A 19,639-nucleotide genomic window follows, 5' to 3' on the forward strand; every position below is an offset into this window, starting at 1 on the left:
GAGTGCCCAGCTTGCTGGCGCGTGGCGAGCGGTGCCTTTGCCTGACAACAGAAGCAGGTTGGGCGCGGAGCGCTAATACGTCGGCGCGGGGCGCGGCTATGCGCTGCTGGCCTCAGAACATCCTTGGTATATCGCTTTAATTAAGAAACCCCTCGCGGCTGGCGCCGCGAGGGGTTTTGTTTGGTTCGATGTTTTCGAGGTTAGGGGAGCTGGCGGCGCAGGGCTTCGAAGAACAGCTCGGACTGCAGGCGTTCGCTTTGAATCTGTCCGGCGACCTTCGCTGCGATTTCCGCGTTGACGGGTTCGAGTGGACGCCCGGTGGACTGCGCGAGGACTTGCGCGGTACAGGCGCGTTCGAGGAAGAAGAGGTCGTCGTACGCGTAATCGAGTCGTTCCCCGCAGACGACGACGCCATGATTGCCCAAAAAGACGATGTCGGCGCCCTGCATGGCGTGGGCGATGCGTTCGCCTTCGGTCACGTCCAACGCGAGTCCGTTGTATTCCGCGTCGATGGCAAGTCGGGCATGGAAGCGCATGGCGTTTTGGGACAGGGTGGTGTCCAGGCCGCGATCGGAAGTAAGGGTGAGCGCGGTGGCGTAGGGCATGTGGGTGTGCAGCACACAGGCCTTGCCCGCGATGCGATGGATCGCAGCGTGGATGAACATGGCTGTCGGTTCAACCTCGTGCCGGCCGGCGAGTTTGTTGCCATACGCGTCGACGAGCACGATGTCTTCCGCCTGGACCTCGTTCCACATCAGGCCTCGAGGGTTGAGAAGGAAATGATCGGGGTCGCCGGGCAACGCGACGCTGAAGTGGTTGCAGACGCCTTCGCCCAAGCCGTGAGCTGCCGCCGCACGTAGTGCCAGCGCCAGATCCGTGCGCAGGGCGGTTACGGGATCGGCATGGAAGAGAGCGTCGGCGAAACCGGGTTCCTGGTTCATGGCAACCTTCAAAAAAAGATGAGAGGGGGATCAGAGCCAGCCGGCGTCGCGGAACAGGTCAGGCACACGATCCAGAGTTGCTACGGTAGCTTCAGGGCGGTAGTCAGGCAAGGGCTTGCGGCCGGTGCCGCGGTCGATCCAGACGCATCGGAAGCCGATGTCCCGGGCCGCGACGAGGTCCAGGTGCGGGCTGGCGCAGATGTGCACGACGTCTGCTGCGGTGACCCCCAGCGCTTGATGGGCGTGAGCGAAGATGGCGCGTGACGGTTTGTAGGCGTGGGCCTGCTCGGCTGTGATGACGCGGTCGATATGGCCGCCCAGTTGGGCGACGTTGCCGGCGATGATGTCGTCGTCCGTGTTGGAAATGATGCAAAGGCGGAAACCGGCTTGCTTTAGCTTGGCGAGCGTGTCGACGACTTCGGGAAACGGTGGCATGCGGGAGATGCTGCTCGTGAGCATCGTTGCGTCTTCGGGCCGGTACGGAAGGCCAAAATGCTTCATGGTGAGCCGCAACGATTCGCGGGTTACGTCAGCGAAGTTGCGGTAGGGCGGGGTGCGCTCGAGGCGGTGCTCGTGCTCGTCGTATTCATGCAGGAACTGCGCAGCGGAGGGCCTTGGCGTGGACCCGGGGTGGGCCTCGAGAATTTTTTCCACTGCGGCCTGCAGGCCTTCGTCCCATTGAATGAGCGTGCCGTAGCAGTCAAAGGTGAGCCATTGGGGTCGAGTGTGATCGAGGGGCATGTCGGTTCCTTCAGCGGTGGTGGAATCTACAGCGTAAGATTCCGGTGCCGCAGTTGTAAAATTAATAAAAATCGCGCACTCAGTTGATTGCTAAATAAGCCTATCCTGTGTGAAGGTCATGGCGGGCGCTGTCCAATACGAGTTGAACCAGATGCTGGATCTTGAACTATTGAAGACGCTGGTCTGCGTCGTGGACGAAGGCAGTTTCACCCGTGCCGCCAGCCGGGTGCATCGCACGCAATCGACCGTCAGTCAGCAGGTGCGCAAGCTTGAGCAGAGCGTGGGCAAGACGTTGCTGCTTCGGGACCGTGCCGGCGGCAATGTGTCGGCAACCGAGGACGGCGAGCTGATGTTGACCTATGCGCGACGCTTGCTGGCGATCGCAGGGGAGGCGGAGCACGTGTTGTCGGCGCCGCGGGCCGCGCGGGTGGTACGGCTGGGTGTGCCGGAGGACTTCGATGTGTCGCGGTTGACGGTGCTGCTGGCGGAATTTGCCGCGCGCCACGCGCAGGTGCGGTTGGAAACGCTTAGCGGCATGAGCACGGATCTTCGCGCCGGGCTGGCGTCGGGCGAGCTGGAGCTGGCGCTGGTCAAGCGGGAGCCTGGCGATGGTCCTTGCATTGCGGCATGGCCGGAACGCCTGGTGTGGGTGGGCGGTCGACAGCGCAATGAGAAGGCAGCGGTGGTGCCGTTGGTCCTATTTCCGCAGGGATGTGTGTATCGCAAGCGGATGATCTATGCGCTGGAAAGCGCGGGGCAGCCGTGGCATATCGCGTACCACAGCCATAGTCTGGCCGGCGTGCAGGCAGCGGTCGCGGCGGGGTTGGGGATCAGTCTGTTGCCGACCTCGGCGCGGCTGGAGACGCACGTTGAACTGGCCGCTGCAGACGGATTTGCCGATGTGCCGCCGACCGAGCTGGCGATCGTGGGCGACGCGCGCGGGCTTGGCGCCGTCGGGATCGATCTGCTGGATGCGCTGAAGCGGGCCATTGACGGGGACTTGGCACCGTCCGCGCCTTAACGCTGGCAATTAGCGGCGTGGGATCAGCGCACGTCGCCGTCGAGGTAGAACCATTGTCCGTTCTCGCGCACGAAGCGGCTGGTCTCGTGCATGCGGCTGGCGCGGCCGTCCAGGCGGCTTCTGGCTACGAATTCGACGGTGGCGTGCTCGGCGTCCTGGTCGGCTGCGGCCTTGATCTGCAGGCCAAGCCATTTCAAACCGGGCGAATTGGACTCGAGTGACGCGGGGCGCGTGGTGGGATGCCAAGTGGCCAGCAGGTAGGGCAGCTTGTCCAGCACGAAGGCGCTGTATCGCGAGCGCATGAGGGCTTCGGCAGTGGGGGCTTGAAGCGATTGCGGGCCGTCGTGCCAGCGGCCGCAGCAGTCGGCGTAGGAACGAGGACTGCCGCAGGGGCAAGGCGCTTTGGTGTGACTTGTTTGCTTCGGCACGGCGGGGGAGTTGAAGTGAGTTGTCTTGCGAGAGAGGATTACGCCAACAGGTCAGTGTATTCGGGATGTCGGCGGATGTAGGCGTCGGCGTAGGAGCAGTAGGGGCGGACCTTCCAGCCGTTTTCGCGCGCGGTGAGCAGTGCCTGGCGGGTCAGTTCGGCGGCGATGCCGCGGCCGCCGACCGCACTGGGCACGCCCGTGTGCGTGATGGCCATGGCGCCGTTTTCGAGCTGATAGTCCAGGACGCAGAGTACGCCGTCGACGGTGGCGGTGAAGCGGGAACGGTCGGTGTCGTGAATTACGGAAATCATTCGAGAAAACTCCTTCGTTGGTGACGAAGACGGTCGGATAGAGAATGCACTTCTTGCCGAGAGCAGATTCCCGTCTCACGACCAGGCACCCGTCTCGCGATCAGGCACTTAAAAGCGGAGCAAGTTTCGGACCTGCGCAAAGCGTCGCTGGTGGAGAGGCGTCGCCTGAGGAATAGCGTCGCCGGTGGAGAACCTTGCCGGTGAAAAAGCGTGTCGGTGGCAAAGCATGCCGGTGGAAAAGCATGCCGGCGCGAACGCGCGCCAGCCCCTTGCGCATGAAGTTTGAGCAAGATTTTCCAATATCGGCTTCGTACATAAATCGCGGCGCACCCTCGGTCGCCCCGCCGTGCGGCGCTTGGATTGGCTTTGGCTGCCGACGTTCGATGTCGAACTCCCCGATGATAGCGCCGCCGAACTGAACTCCCCGGCGTCCCTTTCCGAGGGTCTCACCGGCGCAACACTTTGATCAGTGCAGTGAGTTGCGCGTCGCGGGCTTCGACGAGGTCTGCGATGCTTTGGTGGCCGGCCTCGGCGTTGACGCCTTCTATCAGGCGTTGTTGCAGTGCTGGCGTGACCTCGGGGGTGCCGAGGTCATCCCACCAGGTCTGCACGGGGCCTAGCAAGTGGTGCATGAAGTGGGCGAGGCCGCCTTCGCCGCCGCCCAGGTTGAACGTCATGTGGGGGCCGAAAAGGGCCCAGCGCAGGCCGGGGCCTTGGGAGACGGCGGCGTCGATGTCCGCGACGCTGGCGACGTTTTCGGCGGCCAGGTGGATGGCTTCTCGCCATAGGGCGGCTTGCAGGCGGTTGGCGATGTGGCCCGGGACTTCCTTGTTCAGCCGGATGGGGTGTTTGCCCATGCTGCGGTAGAAGTCGATAGCGCGGTCCATCGTGTCGGCGGAGGTCTGGTCGCCGCCGACGACTTCGACCAGCGGAATGAGGTGGGGCGGATTGAAGGGGTGGCCGATCACGAAACGCTGGGGATGGCGGCAGCGCGATTGCAGACGGCTCATGATGAGGCCGGACGAACTGGAGGCGACGATGACGTGCGGGGGCAGGATGGCGTCGATGCGGGCGAAGAGGTCGGTTTTGAAATCTTCGCGCTCGGGCGCGTTTTCCTGGACGAAGTCGACGCCAGCCAGGGCGGTTTGCAGGTCGGGGTCGAAGCGCAACGCGTCGGCGGTGGCGCCGGGGCGCACGTGGCCGAGCTCGGCCAGGACCGGCCATGCCGCCTGCACGCGGGCAAGGGTCTGGGCCTGTGCATGCGGGCCGGGGTCGCTGACGACGACTTCCACTCCGTGCGCGAGGAACAACGCGGCCCAACTGGCGCCGATGGTGCCGGCGCCGACGATGGCGACGCGGCGGATGGGGCCGAGGCTGGACGAAATAGAACTGGATGGAACGGAACTGGACGAAACAGGACCGGGCGAGACAGAGCTGGACGAAGCAGGACCGGACGAAGCAGAACCGGACGAAGCAGAACCGGACGAAGCAGAACCGGACGAAGCAGAACCGGACGAAGCAGAACCGGACGAAGCAGAACCGGACGAAACAGAACCGGACGAAGCAGAACTAGACGGCGCAATGCTGGACATGCAGGTCTCCTTTGTTGGGTTTGCTGCATTGTGAAGCAAAGCAAGGGCCGTTGCCACGCGGGCAGTGCGGCGGCAACATAAGGGCTTTCCGACCTCTCGGGAGCCTTGCATGAGTCCGACGCCCGCGCGCGAAACCGTTCCGTATTTCTGCCAATGGGAGTCCGCGCATCGGGCGGGCGAAATCATTCGCAAGGAGCTGGATCTGGCGCACGACCCCGCATGGCGCGATTCCGGCGCACGAGATTTGGACGAGTATGTGCGCTGGGCCAGCCATGTCTGCGGGATGGCGTGTTTGAAGATGGTGCTGGCGGCGCGGACCGGGCGCGTTCATCCAACCTTGGCGCTCGCCCGCGGCAGCTTGCCGTATGGCGCGTACGTGGAGGAAGCGGACGGAAACATCAAGGGCCTGATCTATGCGCCGTTCGTGCGATATGTCGCCGACGTTTTCGGTTTGCATGCGCAGGTGTGCGTCGATCTGCCCGCCTCGGACCTGCCGGGTCTGATGGCGCAGTCGGATTTCTTCATGGCGTCGGTCCACCCCTGGATTCGGTGGCCCGACAGGGAGCCACCGAAAAAAGGCGGACACCTGGTGCTGGTGACGCGCGCCACGCCCACGTCTGTGAGGTTTCACAACCCGTCGGGCGAGCCGGGTTCGCAAGCGGATGTGGAGCTGCCGCTGGCTGATTTCGACAGGTTCTACGCTGGGCGCGGCGTCGCGATTATGGGGGGCGGGTGAAGCAAGATACCGCCGCGCGCTCAGGCGTTGCGGGCGCGGCGCAGGAAGCGCACGGTCAGCACGACGGTGATGACGTAGCTGACCGTGATCACGCTGTAGGCGGCAGGCAGGCTGGCATGCCAGTCCGGCAAGAGATGCAGGATGGTGCCCATGACTGCAACGCCGACCAACGCGCCGGATTGGCGATTGGCGTTCAAGGCTGCCGCTGCGCTGTTGGCGTGCTGGCTGCCAGAGACCTGCATGACGATGCTGGTCATCGCAGGCACCGCGATGCCGACGCCCAGGTTAGCCAGGGCGACGACAACGGCGAATGGCCAGTAGGCGACGCCGGGTGTAAAGGTGGCGATGCCGATGGCGCTCATCACCGCCGCGAGCGAGACGCCGCCCAGCAGCGAAGCCGACACGCTCCACCGCGACGACACACGGCCCGAGATGAGATTGCCGATGGAGAACACCGCCAGCATCGGCACGAGTTCGATGCCCGTCTGCAACGCATCGGCGCCGCGCGCGTGTTGCAGGAACAGGCTCAGCAGGAACAACTGGCCATATGAGGCGAGGTTGATGAGAAACCCCACGCCGTTGGCGGCGGCGAATTGACGGGTGGCGAAGAGCGCACGCGGGATGATGGGCTGGGCGTGCCGGCGTTCGCGGTGCACGAGCAGCGCCGACGCAGCCAGGCTCAGCAGCGCCGTGGCAGCGATCGACGGGGAGGTCCAGCCATACGCGTTGCCCTGGATCAGGACGAAGCACAAGGAAGACAGCGCGACGACGCCGAGCAGGTGGCTCAAGGGGTTGAGCGCGCGGGGACGCCGCGGCGCGGTTGCGATGCGGCGGCGGGCGAGCCATAGGCCGGCCAGACCCAGCGGGATGTTGATGAGGAAGATGCTGCGCCAGCCGAACTGATGGATGAGCGCGCCGCCAAGCAACGGTCCGGATGCGCCAGCGACGGCCACAATGGCTGACCATGCGGCCAGCATGCGGTTGCGCACGTTTTCGTCGGCATAGGCGTGCGTGAGCAGGCTGAGCGAGCTGGGCATGAAGAGCGCCGCGCCAACGCCCTGCAGCATCCGCGCCGCGATCAGCATGTCGGCGTTCGGCGCCAGCCCGCAAAGCAGGGACGCGGCGGTGAACACGCCCAGCCCGGTCAGGTAGAGCGTCTTGGCGCCATAGCGGTCGGCCAGCGCGCCGGCAACCAGAAGCAACGCGGCGAAGGTCAGAGTGTAGCCGTCGACGATCCAGACGAGGTCCGTGAGCGGCACGGTGAACTGGAGCGCGATGCTGGGGATTGCGACATTGACCACCGTCACGTCGAGCATGGCCATGACGAAGCCGACGGCCAGGGTGACCAAAGGCACCCATCCCGTGGAGGAAGCGGACGGCACGTCCATTGAAACGACGGGGCGGCAGGCGGAGGACATGGCAAGTTTCTTTCTGATGGCGCAACGCGCGGAGAGGGCAAAGCTTAGGCGGATCCTTTGATGCAAAAAAGCCGAATTACTGCTTTATAGTCATGCAGAATTGCATCAAGGGCTTGAAATGGATTGGGATAACGCACGGATATTTCTGGCGATCCACCGCGTGGGGACGCTGCGCGGCGCTGCGGCGGTTCTGCAGATCGACCAGGCCACTGCCGGCCGGCGTTTGGCCGCATTGGAAGCGTCGTTGGACGCGCGTCTTTTCCTGCGCACGCCCGGCGGGTACGTGCCGACGGCGGCGGGCGAGCTGGCCTTTGCCGCCGCCGAGCGCATGGAGCAGGCGGCTGACCAGCTTCAACGCCAGATGCAGGGGCTGGATCACCGACTGTCCGGCGTCGTCCGGGTTGCGACTTCGGAAACAGTGGCCCGCTACTTCATCATGGAAGCCATCAAGCGGGTCCATGCCGAGCACCCGGATATCCGCGTGGTGCTGTCCACTGGCATTCAGATCAGCAACCTGACGCGCCGCGAGGCGGATCTGGCCATCCGCAACATCAAGCCCGACAACCCCGATCTGATCCATCGCCATCTGGCGCGCAAGGAGGTGGGGTTGTACGCGTCGCGGGCGTACCTGGCCGCGCACGGTGAACCCAAGCCCGGCACCGCGTTCGCGGGGCACACCTTGATCGCGTATCAGCAGGCCGTGCTGCCCGGCTGGTCGGACTCGCTATGCGGCGAGCCCACCCGCAACGGCCGCATCGGCGTCGAGGTGAATTCCGGTCTGATGATCATCGACGCGGTGGTGGCGGGACTGGGCATCGGCGAGTTGCCGACCCACATGGCGCCGGACCATCCCGAACTGGTGCGGATCTGGCCAGCCCGCAGCGAGGCCTATGACCTGTGGCTGGTGATGCATGGCGACCTGAACCGCACCGCGCGCGTGAGGGCGGTGGCGGACGCGATTGTCGACGTCTTCGAAGAGAGCAATTAGCGGCAAGCCGAGGGTTGTGGAGCGGCGAGACTGGCGCTAAGGTTTGCTGGCCCGCAGAAAAATCCACATTTTCAGGAGTCGCGCGTGTCCGATCTTTGGCGTTTGTCCGCAGTTGAGCTTGCCACCCTTGTCCGCAAGCGTGAGGTGTCCGCCGTGCAGGCTGCGCAAAGCGCGCTGCAACGGCTCGATGCCGTCAATCCCGCGATCAACGCGGTGGTGGATCACCGGCCCGAGGACGTGCTGGCGCAGGCCGCAGAGGTGGACGCGGCGGTCGCGCGCGGGGAAGATCCCGGCCTGCTGGCGGGTGTGCCCGTCACCGTGAAGGTCAACGTGGATCAGGCGGGCTTTGCCACGACCAACGGCGTGCGCCTGCAGAAGGACCTGATCGCCGAACGGAACAGTCCCGTCGTCGACAACTTGCGGCGCGCCGGTGCGGTGATCGTGGGCAGGACCAATACGCCGGCGTTTTCGCTGCGCTGGTTTACCGGCAACGCGCTGCATGGCGATACGCGCAATCCCCGTAATCCGGCGTTGACGCCCGGCGGCTCGTCGGGCGGCGCCGCGTCTGCGGTGGCGGCCGGCATCGGGCATCTGGCGCATGGCACGGACATCGCTGGTTCGATCCGTTATCCGGCGTATGCGTGCGGCGTGCATGGCCTGCGTCCGTCGCTGGGCCGGGTGGCGGCGTATAACGCGTCGTTGCCGGAGCGGTCGATTGGCGGGCAGATCACGGCGGTGTCAGGGCCTTTGGGGCGCACCATTGCCGATATCCGGTTGGGGCTGGCCGCACTAGCCGCGCCGGATCCGCGGGATCCGTGGTGGGTGCCCGCGCCGCTGACCGGCCCGGATGTGCCGAAGCGGGCCGCGCTGTGTTTGAACCCGGACGGCATGGACACCGATCCGGCCATCGTGAAGGCATTGCAGGAAGCAGCGCGGCGGCTTAGCGAGGCGGGCTGGTCGGTCGATACCCTGGACGCGATACCCCCGATGCAGGAGGCCGCCGACCTGCAGATCCGCATGTGGATGGCCGATGGCTATGACGCGATGTTGGCGGCAGCGGAAAAAGAGGGCGACCGCGGCGCGCTGGTGGCGCTGGCCGGGCAGCGAGACAAGGCGGCAAGCGCCGATCTGACAAGCTTTTCGGCGGTGCTGACGCGCCGTGCGACGCTCACGCGTCTGTGGGAGGTGTTTCTTGCTGAATACCCCGTGCTGTTGCTGCCGGTGTCGGCGGAATTGCCGTTCCCCGACAACCTGGACCTGCAGGGCGATGCGGCTTACGCGCGGGTCTGGCGCGCGCAGATGACCCAGATCGGTTTGCCGTTCATGGGGCTGCCCGGACTGTCCGTGGCGATGGGGAGCGCCATGAGCACTGCGGGACCGAGCCCGGTGGGCGTGCAGGTGGTGGCGGGGCGATTCCGCGAGGATCTGTGCCTGGCGGCTGGCGAGATCATCGAGGCAGGCGGCGAGGCCGTCGGCATTGCGGAGCCGGCGCTTCGATAACCGCGCCACGGTCGGCGGGCTGGGGGCGGTGGTCGATAACCGCAGCTTTGCTTTCGGCCGGTGGTAGCGGTAAGCGGTGACCGTGGCAGGGGAACGTGGGCGGCGTCAGGGCTGGCGCCGCGTCTTCATCTGATGTGCGTGTTCAACCGCCTGAGCGCACCTTCAACCGCCGGCGTGCGTGTTCAGCCGCCGAAACGCACCTTCAGCACGCCTAGGTCACCGTACGTCAGTTCGACATCCTTATTCGCAGGGACGTCCAGGAATCCCGCGTACGATCCGGTGATGACATGCTGGCCGGCCGTCAGACCCAGACCTTGCTCTCGCAGGAAATTGGCCAGCCAATAAAGTCCGGCTTTGGGACGATCGTTGGGGTGGATGCCGGCGTGCTGCTCGACTTCGACGCCGTCGACCTTGAGCGTGATGGTCATGCAGCCCGGCGCCGAATCGGGCGACGAGATGCGGGGGCCAAGCACCAGTCCCTGATTGAACATGTGGTCCGCCAGCAGTTCGGGCAGGCTGGCGTGTTCCGGGGACGCGTAGCGACAGCCCAGGACTTCCAGCGCCAGGCGGGCGCCGCCCACCGCGGCGTCGATCTCGGCTTCGGTGTACGGCGTGTCGCGCGGCGGCAGGTCGCGGGCAAGCTCAAATGCGATCTCGGGCTCAATGCGCACGATGTCGCTGCCGGCGGCGATGGGGCCGGCCGCGGCGTCCGCCGTGCCTGATGCGTAGATGGGCGCCACGACGGTTTTTTCCGGAGACGGCAGCGCGCTTTTCCAGGCAGCGATGCTGTCCTGGCGAGTCGCGCGCAGCAGTTCGGCCGTGCGCTGCTGCACCGCAAATGCCTGGCCCAAGGACTGCGGGCGGCATTCGGCGGGCAGGCGCGGGCCGGCGATGCCCGACTGGCGCGCGGCAATCAGGAAGCGCGCCGCATCGACGCTGCCGGGATAGTCTTCAAACTTGATCTGCATGCGTTCAGACTCCAAGGAACAGCATGATCCACAACACGATCATGGCAATCAGACCCAGCCAGCACGAGCCCCAGAAACCGACGATCGGCCATTTCAGGGCGAGCGGGATCTTCTTGGGTTCGACGTGGGACAGCAGGTCGTTGGCGTTGCCGATCAGCCAGAAGCGCGTGCCCGGAAACATCAGGCGGAAGAAGTAATCCAGCATGATCGCGGCCTGGATCGCCAGCGGAAACTGCTTGAACGGCCGGTGCTGCAGGTACGGGTGCTTGAGCGCCGCGTTGACCTGCTTGGTCTTGACGAAGAACAGCACGATGCCGCTGATCGTGCAGGTGATGAAACAGAGCACGAAAAGGCTGAAGGCCATGGCCATGACGGGTGAATGCATGGGGATCTCAACGATGCGCGGCCGGGCCGCGTGGGATGGACAAATTCAGGCAAAAAAGCTGGCCCTATTGTAGAGGGCTTGGCGCGGCCCCGTGTTCAGGGCCGCGTCAGTACGAGCGCGGGCGCGCCCGGGGCTGTCAGCCGCGGGTCTGGCCTTCGCCGTTCAGCACCCACTTGAGCGTGGTCAGGCCCTCCAGGCCCACGGGGCCGCGCGCATGCAGACGGTTCGTGGAGATGCCGATCTCGGCGCCCAGGCCGTACTCGAAGCCGTCCGCAAAGCAGGTCGGAAGGTTGACGTAGACCGAGCTGGAGTCGACCTCGCGCTGAAAGCGCTGCGCCGCCGACAGGTCTTGCGTGACGATCGCGTCGGTGTGGCCCGAGCCGTAGCGTGCGATGTGTTCGATGGCGTCGTCCAGCGTGTCGACGATGCGCACGGCCAGGATGGGCGCCAGGTATTCGGTGGCCCAGTCTTCTTCGGTGGCGGGCGTGGCGTGAGGCAGCAGCGCCAGTGTGCGCGGGCAGCCCCGCAGTTCCACGCCGTGTTCGGTGAAGGCGGCGGCCAGGCTGGGCAGGATGGACACGGCGGCCACCGCGTCGATCAGCAGCGTCTCCATGGCGCCGCAGATGCCGTAGCGGTAGGTCTTGGCGTTCAGGGCGATGGCGTGGGCCTTGTCCGGATCCGCCGCGGCGTCGATGTAAATATGGCAGTTGCCGTCCAGGTGCTTGATGAGCGGCACGCGCGCCTCTTGGGACAGGCGGGCAATGAGGCCCTTGCCGCCGCGCGGCACGATCACGTCGATGTGTTCGGTCATAGTGATAAGCGCGCCCACGGCCGCGCGGTCGGCGGTGGCGACGACCTGCACCGCATCCTGCGGCAGGCCGGCGGCGGCCAGGCCCGTTTGCACGATGCGGCCGAGCGCCACGTTGGAGTGCAGGGCCTCGCTGCCGCCACGCAGGATGGCGGCATTGCCGGACTTCAGGCACAGGGCAGCGGCGTCGATGGTGACGTTGGGGCGCGATTCGTAAATGATGCCGATCACGCCTAATGGCACGCGCATCTGGGCGACGCGCATGCCATTTGGCCGGACGGTGGTGGCGGTGATGCTGCCGATCGGATCGGGCAGCGCGGCGATCTGGCGCAGGCCTTCTGCCATGTGCGCCAGCGTCTTGTCCGACAGCGTCAGGCGGTCCAGCAGCGCGGGTTCCAGCCCATTGGCGCGGGCAGCGGCCACGTCTTTCTCGTTGGCGGCTTTCAGTTCGTCGTGGCTGGCGGCCAGGGCGTCGGCCATGGCGATCAGCGCCTGGTTTTTGGCGGCGCTGTCGGCGCGCATCATGGCGCGCGAGGCGCGGCGGGCGTTTTCGCCCAGGGTGAGCATGGCTTGTTCGATGGAGGACGAGGACATGGCGGCGTCGATCATGTGATGGGGCGGCGCGGGCGCCGCCTGGAGATTCAGTGTATATCCGGCTGTCGGGCCGGGCGAGATCCGGTCTGGGGACCGGGTGTGGGAGCGCAAGGGGGACGAGGCGAAGGCGGCGGCGAGGCCGCCTTCACGGTCGTCCGCCGGCGGCGGCCACGCGCAGGGCCAGCCGGGTCATTTCTTCCCAGGGATCCGAGAGGCGGCCGGGCACCGAGAGGCCCTTGATGAGGCGGTCGACTTCGTGGGCGTGCTGCACGGCGGCGGGCCAGACGCCGGGCTGGACCCGGTTCAGGGCCTGCAGCGCCAAGCGTTCGTGGGCGCCGAAGATGCGCAGGCGGCGCATGAGGCCGTTGGCATCCTGTCCCAACGCGCGCGCCTCGGCAATACGGGCAAGCAGGCGGATTTCTTCGCCGACCGCCCACAGCACCAGCGGCAGGGCTTCGCCTTCGGCGCGCAAGCCGTCGATCATGCGGATGGTGCGTCCGATGTCGCCGGCCAGCATGGCGTCGCGCAGGCCGAAGACGTCGTAGCGGGCGACGTTCAGCACGGCGCGCTCCACGTCCTCGGGGGCGAGCTGGCCCTCGGGGTAGAGCAGGCCGAGCTTCTGGATTTCCTGGTGGGCGGCCAGCAGATTGCCTTCGACCTTGTCCGCCATCCATTGCAGGGTGGCGCTGTCGGCGCGCTGGTTCTGACGCGCCAAGCGCATGCCGACCCAGGCGGGCAGGCGGCTGCGTTCGATGTTGGCGATGTCGACGGCCATGCCGGCGCGCACCAGCGCTTGCATCCAGCGACTTTCGCGGGTGGCCTTGTCCAGGCGCGGTAAGGCGATCAAGACGAGCGTATCGGCCTCGGGCTGCTTTTCGGCCTGTTCGGCCAGCTTGGTCAGGGTGTCGGCGCCGGATTTGCCCGGCTTGCCGGTGGGGATCTTGATTTCAAGGATGCGGCGGTCGCCGAACAGCGACACGCTCTGGGTGGCGGCAAGGACCGCGCTCCAGTCGCTTCGCGCGTCCATCACCATGGACAGGCGCTCGGTGTAGCCGGCGTTGCGCGCGGCAGCGCGCAACGCGTCGACGGCTTCGGTCACCAGCAGCGGTTCGTCGCCGGAGACCGTGTACAGCGGCGCCAGCCGATTGCCGGGCCGCTGCAGGTGTTCGGCCAGCCGATCCGCGTCCAGAGGCTGTGCCATGGGCTAGCGGACGTTGGTCGGGTCGGTGACGGACGGCGTCTGCCAGGGAGTGGGCACGCGCGGCCGCTGCGGTTCGTTCGGGTTGAACAGCGGCGTGTTTTCGTCGTCGCCTTCCTGCGCGGCTTCGAATGCCTTGTGCACGTCAGGCGCGGTGATGCGGCGCAGCACGCGCGAGACCAGATCGCGTTGCATGGCCTTGAACAGGGTGTCGATCTGGCCCTGCTTGGCCTGCACGACCTGATCGTCGTACGGCATTTCCCGGTAGATGGACAGCGTCGTGTCCGGGACCAGCGCGCGGCCCTGGGCGTCGATCAGGCGGAACGTGTAGTTGATGCCGAGTTCGTAGGATTCCACACGGCCCTGAGCGTTGAGCGAGACCTCGCGCAGCGTGCGCGAGTCATTGACCTGCTGGAGGATCGCCTGCGCTTCCTTGGGCGTGTCGACCAGCTTGGTGTCGGGCGAGGCCGCGCGCAGCGCGCGGCGCACGTCCGCGCCGAACTGGGTGGTATCGGGGATGCCTACGTACAGGCGTTCGAACGGCATCGGGGTCACGCCGCGCAGCGCGAAACCGCAGGCGGTGAGCAGCATGAACAGCGCCAGGCAGGCGCCGCGCAGCAGCCAGGATTGGCGGGAGAGTTGCGATTGTTGCCCGGCGAAGTACATGCTTGACCTCATCAGCCTACGACGTTGACCAGTTTGCCCGGAACCACGATGACACGCTTGGGCGGACGGCCTTCCAGGAATCGGGCGACCTCTTCCTGGCTGGCGGCCAGTTTTTCGATGTCTTCCTTGGGGGCCTTGGCGGCCACGCGGATGGAGCCGCGCAGCTTGCCGTTGACCTGCAGCATCAGTTCGATCTCGTCGGCGACGAGGGCGGCTTCGTCCACGTGCGGCCACGGCGCATCGAGCAGGTCGCCGAGTTCCTTGGCGTAGCCCAGATCCTGCCACAGGTGCCAGGTGACGTGCGGCACGACCGGGTACAGCACGCGGAGCAGGACGCCGACGGTTTCGGCATAGGCTGCGTCGGCCTCGGCGCCTTCCGGCAGCTTGGCGTCGTCGATGGCGTTCAGCATCTTCATGCAGGCGGACACGACGGTGTTGTACTGGATGCGCTGGTAGTCGTAGTCGGCCTGCTTGAGCAATCCGTAGACCTCGCGGCGCAGATCCTTGACGGCGGCGGGCGCCTGCGTCCAGTCCGTACCTTGGGCCAGGCCACGGGCGATGGCTTCGCGATGGCCGTAGCTGATGGACCAGAGGCGGCGCAGGAAGCGGTTGGAACCTTCGACGCCGGAGTCGGACCATTCGAGGGTCTGCTCGGGCGGGCTGGCGAACATGACGAACAGGCGGGCCGTGTCGGCGCCCAGCGTGTCGATCAGGGATTGCGGATCGACGCCGTTGTTCTTGGACTTGGACATCGTGCCCACGCCGCCGTAGTTGATGGCCGAGCCGTCCGACTTCAGCTTGGCGCCGACGATGGCGCCGCGATCGTCGTAGACGTTGTCGACGTCTTCAGGCCAGAAATACTCGATGCCGCCCTGGGGCGTCTTGCGCGAGTAGATGTGGTTCAGCACCATGCCCTGGCACAGCAGCTTGGTGAAGGGTTCGTCGAAGTTGAGCAGGCCCATGTCGCGCATGACCTTGGTCCAGAAGCGCGCATACAGCAGGTGCAGCACGGCGTGCTCGATGCCGCCGATGTACTGGTCCATCGGCATCCAGTAGTCATTGCGCTGGTCGACCATGGCGTTGTCGTTGCCGGGCGAGGTGTAGCGCATGAAATACCAGGACGAGTCCACGAACGTGTCCATCGTGTCCGTCTCGCGGCGCGCGGGCTTGCCGCACTTGGGGCACGCGCAGGACAGGAAGGCCTCGTTCTTGGCCAGCGGATTGCCGCTGCCATCGGGGATGAGGTCGTCGGGCAGGACCACGGGCAGGTCCTTTTCCGGGACCGGCACCGGGCCGCAGTCTTCGCAGTGGATGATCGGGATCGGGGTGCCCCAGTAGCGCTGGCGCGAAATGCCCCAGTCGCGCAGGCGCCACGTGGTCTGCTTTTCGCCCAGGCCCTTTTCGCCGAGGTCGGCCGCGATGGCGTCCACGGCTTCCTTGTAGGACAGGCCGTCGTACTTGCCGGAATTGATGGTGCGGCCCGATTGCTTGTCGCCGTACCATTCTTGCCAGGCGTCGGTGGAATAGTCCTTGCCGGGCACGTCCACGACCTGCACGATGGGCAGGTTGTATTTCTTGGCGAAGGCGAAGTCGCGCTCGTCGTGCGACGGCACGCCCATGACGGCGCCGTCGCCGTAGGTCATGAGCACGTAGTTGCCGACCCAGACTTCGACCTGCGCGCCCGTGATGGGGTGCGTGACGAACAGGCCCGTGGGCATGCCTTCTTTTTCACGCGTGGCCATTTCGGCCTCGGTGGTGCCGCCAAGCTTGCATTGTTCGATGAACGCGGCCAGCGGCGCATTGTTGGCCGCCGCGTGCGAGGCCAGCGGGTGTTCGGGCGCCACGGCGCAGAACGTCACGCCCATGATCGTGTCGGCGCGGGTGGTGAAGACGTACAGCTTGCCGTCCTGGATCAGCTGGCCGTCCTGGCCGGCGATCTGGTGCGGGAAGGCAAAGCGCAGGCCTTCGGACTTGCCGATCCAGTTTTCCTGCATCAGGCGCACGCGCTCGGGCCAGCCGGGCAGGTCGTTCTGAACGGCGCCGAGCAGTTCGTCGGCGTAATCGGTGATGCGCAGGTAGTAGCCGGGGATCTCGCGCTTTTCAACGAGGGCGCCGGAACGCCAGCCGCGGCCGTCGATGACCTGTTCGTTGGCCAGCACGGTCTGGTCGACCGGATCCCAGTTGACGACCTGGGTCTTGCGGTAGGCCACGCCCTTTTCGAGCATCTTCAGGAACAGCCACTGGTTCCACTTGTAGTACTGCGGATCGCAGGCGCACATTTCGCGCGTCCAGTCGATCGCCAGACCCATCGCCTTCATCTGCTTCTTCATGTAGGCGATGTTGTCGTAGGTCCACTTGGCGGGCGGCACCTTGGACTTGATGGCGGCGTTTTCGGCCGGCATGCCGAAGGCGTCCCAGCCCATGGGCATGAGCACGTTGTAACCGCGCATGCGCAGCTGGCGGGCCATCATGTCGTTGATGGTGTAGTTGCGCACGTGGCCCATGTGCAGCTTGCCGCTGGGATAGGGCAGCATGGAGCAGGCGTAGAACTTGGGCTTTTCGGAGCCGTCGGAGTTCTTGGCGTGTTCGTGGACCAGATAGACGTCGCGGGCCTGCCAGTCTTGTTGGGCGGCCGCTTCGACGGTAGTGGGGAGGTAGCGTTCCTGCATGGGCTCGTGCGCGGTGGCGAAAAAGGGGTGAGCCGCCCCATCGCGCCGGGGCGCGGTGGCGGTCAAAACCCCTGATTATAGGAGGTGCTAGGCGCTGGCAGGGGGCGAGGGCATTTCGGGGATGCGCGCACTGGGCGCAAGCGCGCCATAAGCCAGCGTGAGGGCCGCCAGGACGGCGCCCGCGATCACCACCGCGGGCCAGCCGAAATGGGCGTACAACCAGGACGAAACCAGCGAACCCGACGCGCCGCCGATGAAGTAGCAGGTGACGTAACCGGCGGTCAGGCGGCTGCGCGCCTCGGGCCGCAGGCGGTAGATGGAGCTGGTGTTGGTGACGTGTACGCCCTGGATCGCCAGATCCTGCACCAGGATGCCGGCCAGCAGAGCAAGCACCGACACCTGCCCGAAGGCCATCAGTCCCCAGGAGCCCAGCAGAAGCAGCAGACCAACGCGGGTGGCGAGATTGCCCAGACCGCGGTCGGCGAGGCGCCCGAAGCGGTTGGCAGCGTAGGCCCCGGCGGCGCCCGCCAAGCCAAACAGGCCGATGGTGGTGTTGCTGTATTCATAGGGCGGGCCAGCCAGAAGGAAGGTCAGCGGCGTCCACAGCATGCTGAAGGCGGCGAACAGCAGCCCGCCGATGAGGGACCGGGCGCGGAACAGGGGTTCCTCGACGAACATGCGCAGGATGGAGCCCAGCAGCTGCGGATAGCTCATTGCCGTGGGACTCTGGTAGCGAGGCAATACGCGCCACAGGACGGCGGACATGCACAGCATCAGGATGGCGGCGACCCAATACACCGTGCGCCAGCTGCCCACGTCGGCCAGCGCGCCCGCCGCGGTGCGGGCCAGCAGGATGCCCAGCAGCAGCCCGCTCATGACCGTGCCCACGGCCTTGCCGCGCTCGTGGGGCGCCGCCAGCGTGGCCGCGAACGGCACGAGGATCTGGGCGACGACGGACAGCATGCCGGTCAGCGCGGTGCCGATGATGAGCATCGAGATGCTGGTGGAGAAGGCGGAAATCAGCAGGCCGCCCGCCGACAGCAGGTTCATCAGCACGATCAGCGAACGGCGCTCGAACATGTCGCCCAGCGGCACCAGCAGCATCAGCCCCACGGCGTAGCTGAGCTGCGCGGTGGTGACGATCGTGCCGGCCGTTGCGTTCGAAATCGAGAACTGCTGGCCGATGGTGTGCAAGAGGGGCTGCGCGTAATAATTGCTGGCGACGGCCAGGCCGGTCGCCACCGACATCAGGAGGATGATGGGGGCGGTGAGGGTCGGGGTGGTTTGTTCGGGGGAAGTCACTGATCTGAAGCGCAAATGGTATTGAAGATGAAGCGGTCGCTACGGGTTACGCACCGACGCTGCCGGGCGTGTCCTGGTCCTGCTTGAGCAGCAGTTTCTTCAGCAGACCGGCCAATTGGCGGCGCTCGGCCGCCGACAGCGGTTCGAGAAATTCATTCAGATCGGCCAGATAGTCCTTGAGCACGACCTTGATGACGCGCAGTCCTTCGGCGGTGAGCGACACGATGACGCCGCGCCGGTCCTTGGGATTGGGGCTGCGCACGAGCAGCCCGGCCTGTTCCAGCCTGTCCAGGCGATTGGTCATGGCGCCGGACGTGAGCAACAGGGCTTCGACAAGCTTTTGCGGATTCATGGCGTGGGGGGCGCCGGTGCGGTAGAGCGTGGCGAGCACGTCGAATTCGCCCTGGTGCAGGTTGTATTGGCGAAAGGTGCGGTTGACGTTGCGGGCCGCGAAGGCATTCAGGCGGAAGAGACGCGCAACGACCGACATGGCGGAGAAGTCTTGCGACGGGCACTCTTTGGCCCACTGCGAAATCACGAGATCGACGAGGTCATTCATGGCGAGTGGCTGTTGTTTTAATGTGAAGTATCTTCACGTAAAGACAAAATTCTAGCAGCGGCTCGGGATCAACGCAAAGCGTGGGCGGCATAGCGCAAAGCGCGCGCGAAAAAAAGAAAGGCCCGCCTCTTGCGAGGCGGGCCTTTCCGGCTTGACCGGAGACTGCGCGTAATGAAATTACTGCGCGGCGTCCTTCAGCTTCTTGAGCGGGCGAACCTTCACCTTGACCGAAGCCGGCTTGGCGGGGAACCAGCGCTCTTCGCCCGTGAACGGATCCTTGCCGAAGCGCTTGGCCTTGGCGGGAACCTTTTGCACGGCAACCTTGAACAGGCCGGGCAGCGTGAATTCGCCAGCGCCCTTCTTGTCCACGGAACCCAGCACCGAGGTTTCCAGGCTGGCCAGGACGGCCTTGACCGACTTGGCTTCGACGCCCGATTGCTCAACGATGTAGGCGATGAGCTGGGTCTTGTTCATCGCGGCCTTGATGGCCTTGGGGGCGGCAGCGACCTTCTTGGCGGCGACGGCCTTCTTGGCAGCCGGCTTCACGGCGGGCTTGGCGGCAGTTGCCTTCTTTGCGGGCGCCTTGACGGCGGTCTTGGTGACTTTCTTGGCAGGAGCTTTAGCTTTCGTGGCCATGGTCAAAATCCGTATGTTGAGGACATGGAGCAGCGTGTGCCGGATATCGGCATTTGACGCTACGCGCCCGATGATAGCGGAAGAGTGGCGGTAAAAGCGGCTTTCCACCGGGTTTTAAGCCACTGTTTGTTGTTTTCGACGCAGAAAAGTGCTTTCTGCAAGGGGTTTCGCAAGATGT

At 65.5% G+C, this 19,639-nt stretch carries 20 protein-coding genes; 5 read left to right on the top strand and 15 right to left on the bottom strand.

Annotated features, from left to right (window positions below):
* Positions 1–200: 200 nt before the first annotated feature.
* Positions 201–941: an aldolase gene (locus tag AC6CIE_RS26925; RefSeq protein WP_498094804.1), complete on the bottom strand. Its 741-nt coding sequence runs from the start codon at positions 939–941 to the stop codon at positions 201–203.
* Positions 942–971: 30 nt separating this feature from the next.
* The gene (locus tag AC6CIE_RS26930; protein WP_175139371.1) at positions 972–1,682 is read right to left on the bottom strand and encodes a haloacid dehalogenase type II; all 711 of its coding nucleotides are present in this window, start codon (positions 1,680–1,682) and stop codon (positions 972–974) included.
* A gap of 151 nt (positions 1,683–1,833) precedes the next feature.
* On the opposite strand from AC6CIE_RS26930, the gene AC6CIE_RS26935 reads away from it, so the two are divergent.
* Positions 1,834–2,703, top strand: a complete 870-nt coding sequence (locus tag AC6CIE_RS26935; protein WP_498094806.1) for a LysR substrate-binding domain-containing protein — start codon at positions 1,834–1,836, stop codon at positions 2,701–2,703.
* 23 nt (positions 2,704–2,726) lie between these two features.
* On the opposite strand, the gene AC6CIE_RS26940 is transcribed toward AC6CIE_RS26935, so the two are convergent.
* The 3 genes from AC6CIE_RS26940 to AC6CIE_RS26950 form a co-directional block, all read right to left on the bottom strand.
* On the bottom strand, positions 2,727–3,131 hold the full coding sequence (locus AC6CIE_RS26940) for a YchJ family protein (RefSeq protein ID WP_175139370.1): 405 nt from the start codon (positions 3,129–3,131) through the stop codon (positions 2,727–2,729).
* A gap of 38 nt (positions 3,132–3,169) precedes the next feature.
* Positions 3,170–3,442 (bottom strand): GNAT family N-acetyltransferase, encoded by a 273-nt coding sequence (locus AC6CIE_RS26945; RefSeq protein ID WP_175139369.1) that lies wholly within the window; start codon positions 3,440–3,442, stop codon positions 3,170–3,172.
* Between the two features lie 446 nt (positions 3,443–3,888).
* Positions 3,889–4,827, bottom strand: coding sequence for a 3-hydroxyacyl-CoA dehydrogenase NAD-binding domain-containing protein (locus AC6CIE_RS26950; protein WP_498094915.1), 939 nt, complete (start codon positions 4,825–4,827; stop codon positions 3,889–3,891).
* Between AC6CIE_RS26950 and AC6CIE_RS26955 the strand changes: the two genes are divergently transcribed.
* Positions 4,790–5,068: a hypothetical protein gene (locus tag AC6CIE_RS26955; RefSeq protein ID WP_498094921.1), complete on the top strand. Its 279-nt coding sequence runs from the start codon at positions 4,790–4,792 to the stop codon at positions 5,066–5,068. The genes AC6CIE_RS26950 and AC6CIE_RS26955 overlap by 38 nt on opposite strands.
* Before the next feature lie 75 nt (positions 5,069–5,143).
* The gene (locus tag AC6CIE_RS26960; RefSeq protein WP_498094808.1) at positions 5,144–5,770 is read left to right on the top strand and encodes a hypothetical protein; all 627 of its coding nucleotides are present in this window, start codon (positions 5,144–5,146) and stop codon (positions 5,768–5,770) included.
* Positions 5,771–5,790: 20 nt separating this feature from the next.
* On the opposite strand, the gene AC6CIE_RS26965 is transcribed toward AC6CIE_RS26960, so the two are convergent.
* On the bottom strand, positions 5,791–7,188 hold the full coding sequence (locus tag AC6CIE_RS26965) for an MFS transporter (RefSeq protein WP_498094810.1): 1,398 nt from the start codon (positions 7,186–7,188) through the stop codon (positions 5,791–5,793).
* A 118-nt stretch (positions 7,189–7,306) separates the two neighbouring features.
* Between AC6CIE_RS26965 and AC6CIE_RS26970 the strand changes: the two genes are divergently transcribed.
* Positions 7,307–8,176, top strand: a complete 870-nt coding sequence (locus AC6CIE_RS26970; RefSeq protein ID WP_498094812.1) for a LysR family transcriptional regulator — start codon at positions 7,307–7,309, stop codon at positions 8,174–8,176.
* Between the two features lie 84 nt (positions 8,177–8,260).
* The gene (locus AC6CIE_RS26975) at positions 8,261–9,676 is read left to right on the top strand and encodes an amidase family protein (RefSeq protein ID WP_498094814.1); all 1,416 of its coding nucleotides are present in this window, start codon (positions 8,261–8,263) and stop codon (positions 9,674–9,676) included.
* A gap of 182 nt (positions 9,677–9,858) precedes the next feature.
* On the opposite strand, the gene AC6CIE_RS26980 is transcribed toward AC6CIE_RS26975, so the two are convergent.
* The 9 genes from AC6CIE_RS26980 to AC6CIE_RS27020 all read right to left on the bottom strand — a co-directional run bounded on the left by AC6CIE_RS26980 (position 9,859) and on the right by AC6CIE_RS27020 (position 19,461).
* Positions 9,859–10,644 carry a 2-keto-4-pentenoate hydratase gene (locus AC6CIE_RS26980; RefSeq protein WP_498094816.1) on the bottom strand — a complete coding sequence of 262 codons (786 nt, stop codon included), beginning with the start codon at positions 10,642–10,644 and terminating at the stop codon, positions 9,859–9,861.
* Positions 10,645–10,648: 4 nt separating this feature from the next.
* Positions 10,649–11,029, bottom strand: a complete 381-nt coding sequence (locus AC6CIE_RS26985) for a hypothetical protein (RefSeq protein ID WP_175185805.1) — start codon at positions 11,027–11,029, stop codon at positions 10,649–10,651.
* Positions 11,030–11,165: 136 nt separating this feature from the next.
* Positions 11,166–12,446, bottom strand: coding sequence for a glutamate-5-semialdehyde dehydrogenase (locus AC6CIE_RS26990; protein WP_175139363.1), 1,281 nt, complete (start codon positions 12,444–12,446; stop codon positions 11,166–11,168).
* Positions 12,447–12,576: 130 nt separating this feature from the next.
* The gene (gene holA / locus AC6CIE_RS26995) at positions 12,577–13,632 is read right to left on the bottom strand and encodes a DNA polymerase III subunit delta (protein ID WP_343738098.1); all 1,056 of its coding nucleotides are present in this window, start codon (positions 13,630–13,632) and stop codon (positions 12,577–12,579) included.
* A 3-nt stretch (positions 13,633–13,635) separates the two neighbouring features.
* Positions 13,636–14,295 carry an LPS-assembly lipoprotein LptE gene (locus tag AC6CIE_RS27000; RefSeq protein WP_175125200.1) on the bottom strand — a complete coding sequence of 220 codons (660 nt, stop codon included), beginning with the start codon at positions 14,293–14,295 and terminating at the stop codon, positions 13,636–13,638.
* Positions 14,296–14,306: 11 nt separating this feature from the next.
* The gene (leuS, locus tag AC6CIE_RS27005) at positions 14,307–16,964 is read right to left on the bottom strand and encodes a leucine--tRNA ligase (RefSeq protein WP_498094819.1); all 2,658 of its coding nucleotides are present in this window, start codon (positions 16,962–16,964) and stop codon (positions 14,307–14,309) included.
* Positions 16,965–17,051: 87 nt separating this feature from the next.
* Positions 17,052–18,212 (bottom strand): MFS transporter, encoded by a 1,161-nt coding sequence (locus AC6CIE_RS27010; protein WP_279975252.1) that lies wholly within the window; start codon positions 18,210–18,212, stop codon positions 17,052–17,054.
* A gap of 100 nt (positions 18,213–18,312) precedes the next feature.
* Positions 18,313–18,825: a MarR family winged helix-turn-helix transcriptional regulator gene (locus AC6CIE_RS27015; protein WP_498094821.1), complete on the bottom strand. Its 513-nt coding sequence runs from the start codon at positions 18,823–18,825 to the stop codon at positions 18,313–18,315.
* Between the two features lie 177 nt (positions 18,826–19,002).
* On the bottom strand, positions 19,003–19,461 hold the full coding sequence (locus tag AC6CIE_RS27020) for an HU family DNA-binding protein (protein WP_063954526.1): 459 nt from the start codon (positions 19,459–19,461) through the stop codon (positions 19,003–19,005).
* Positions 19,462–19,639 lie beyond the last annotated feature (178 nt).

The organism is Achromobacter sp. GQ309, from assembly GCF_059759315.1.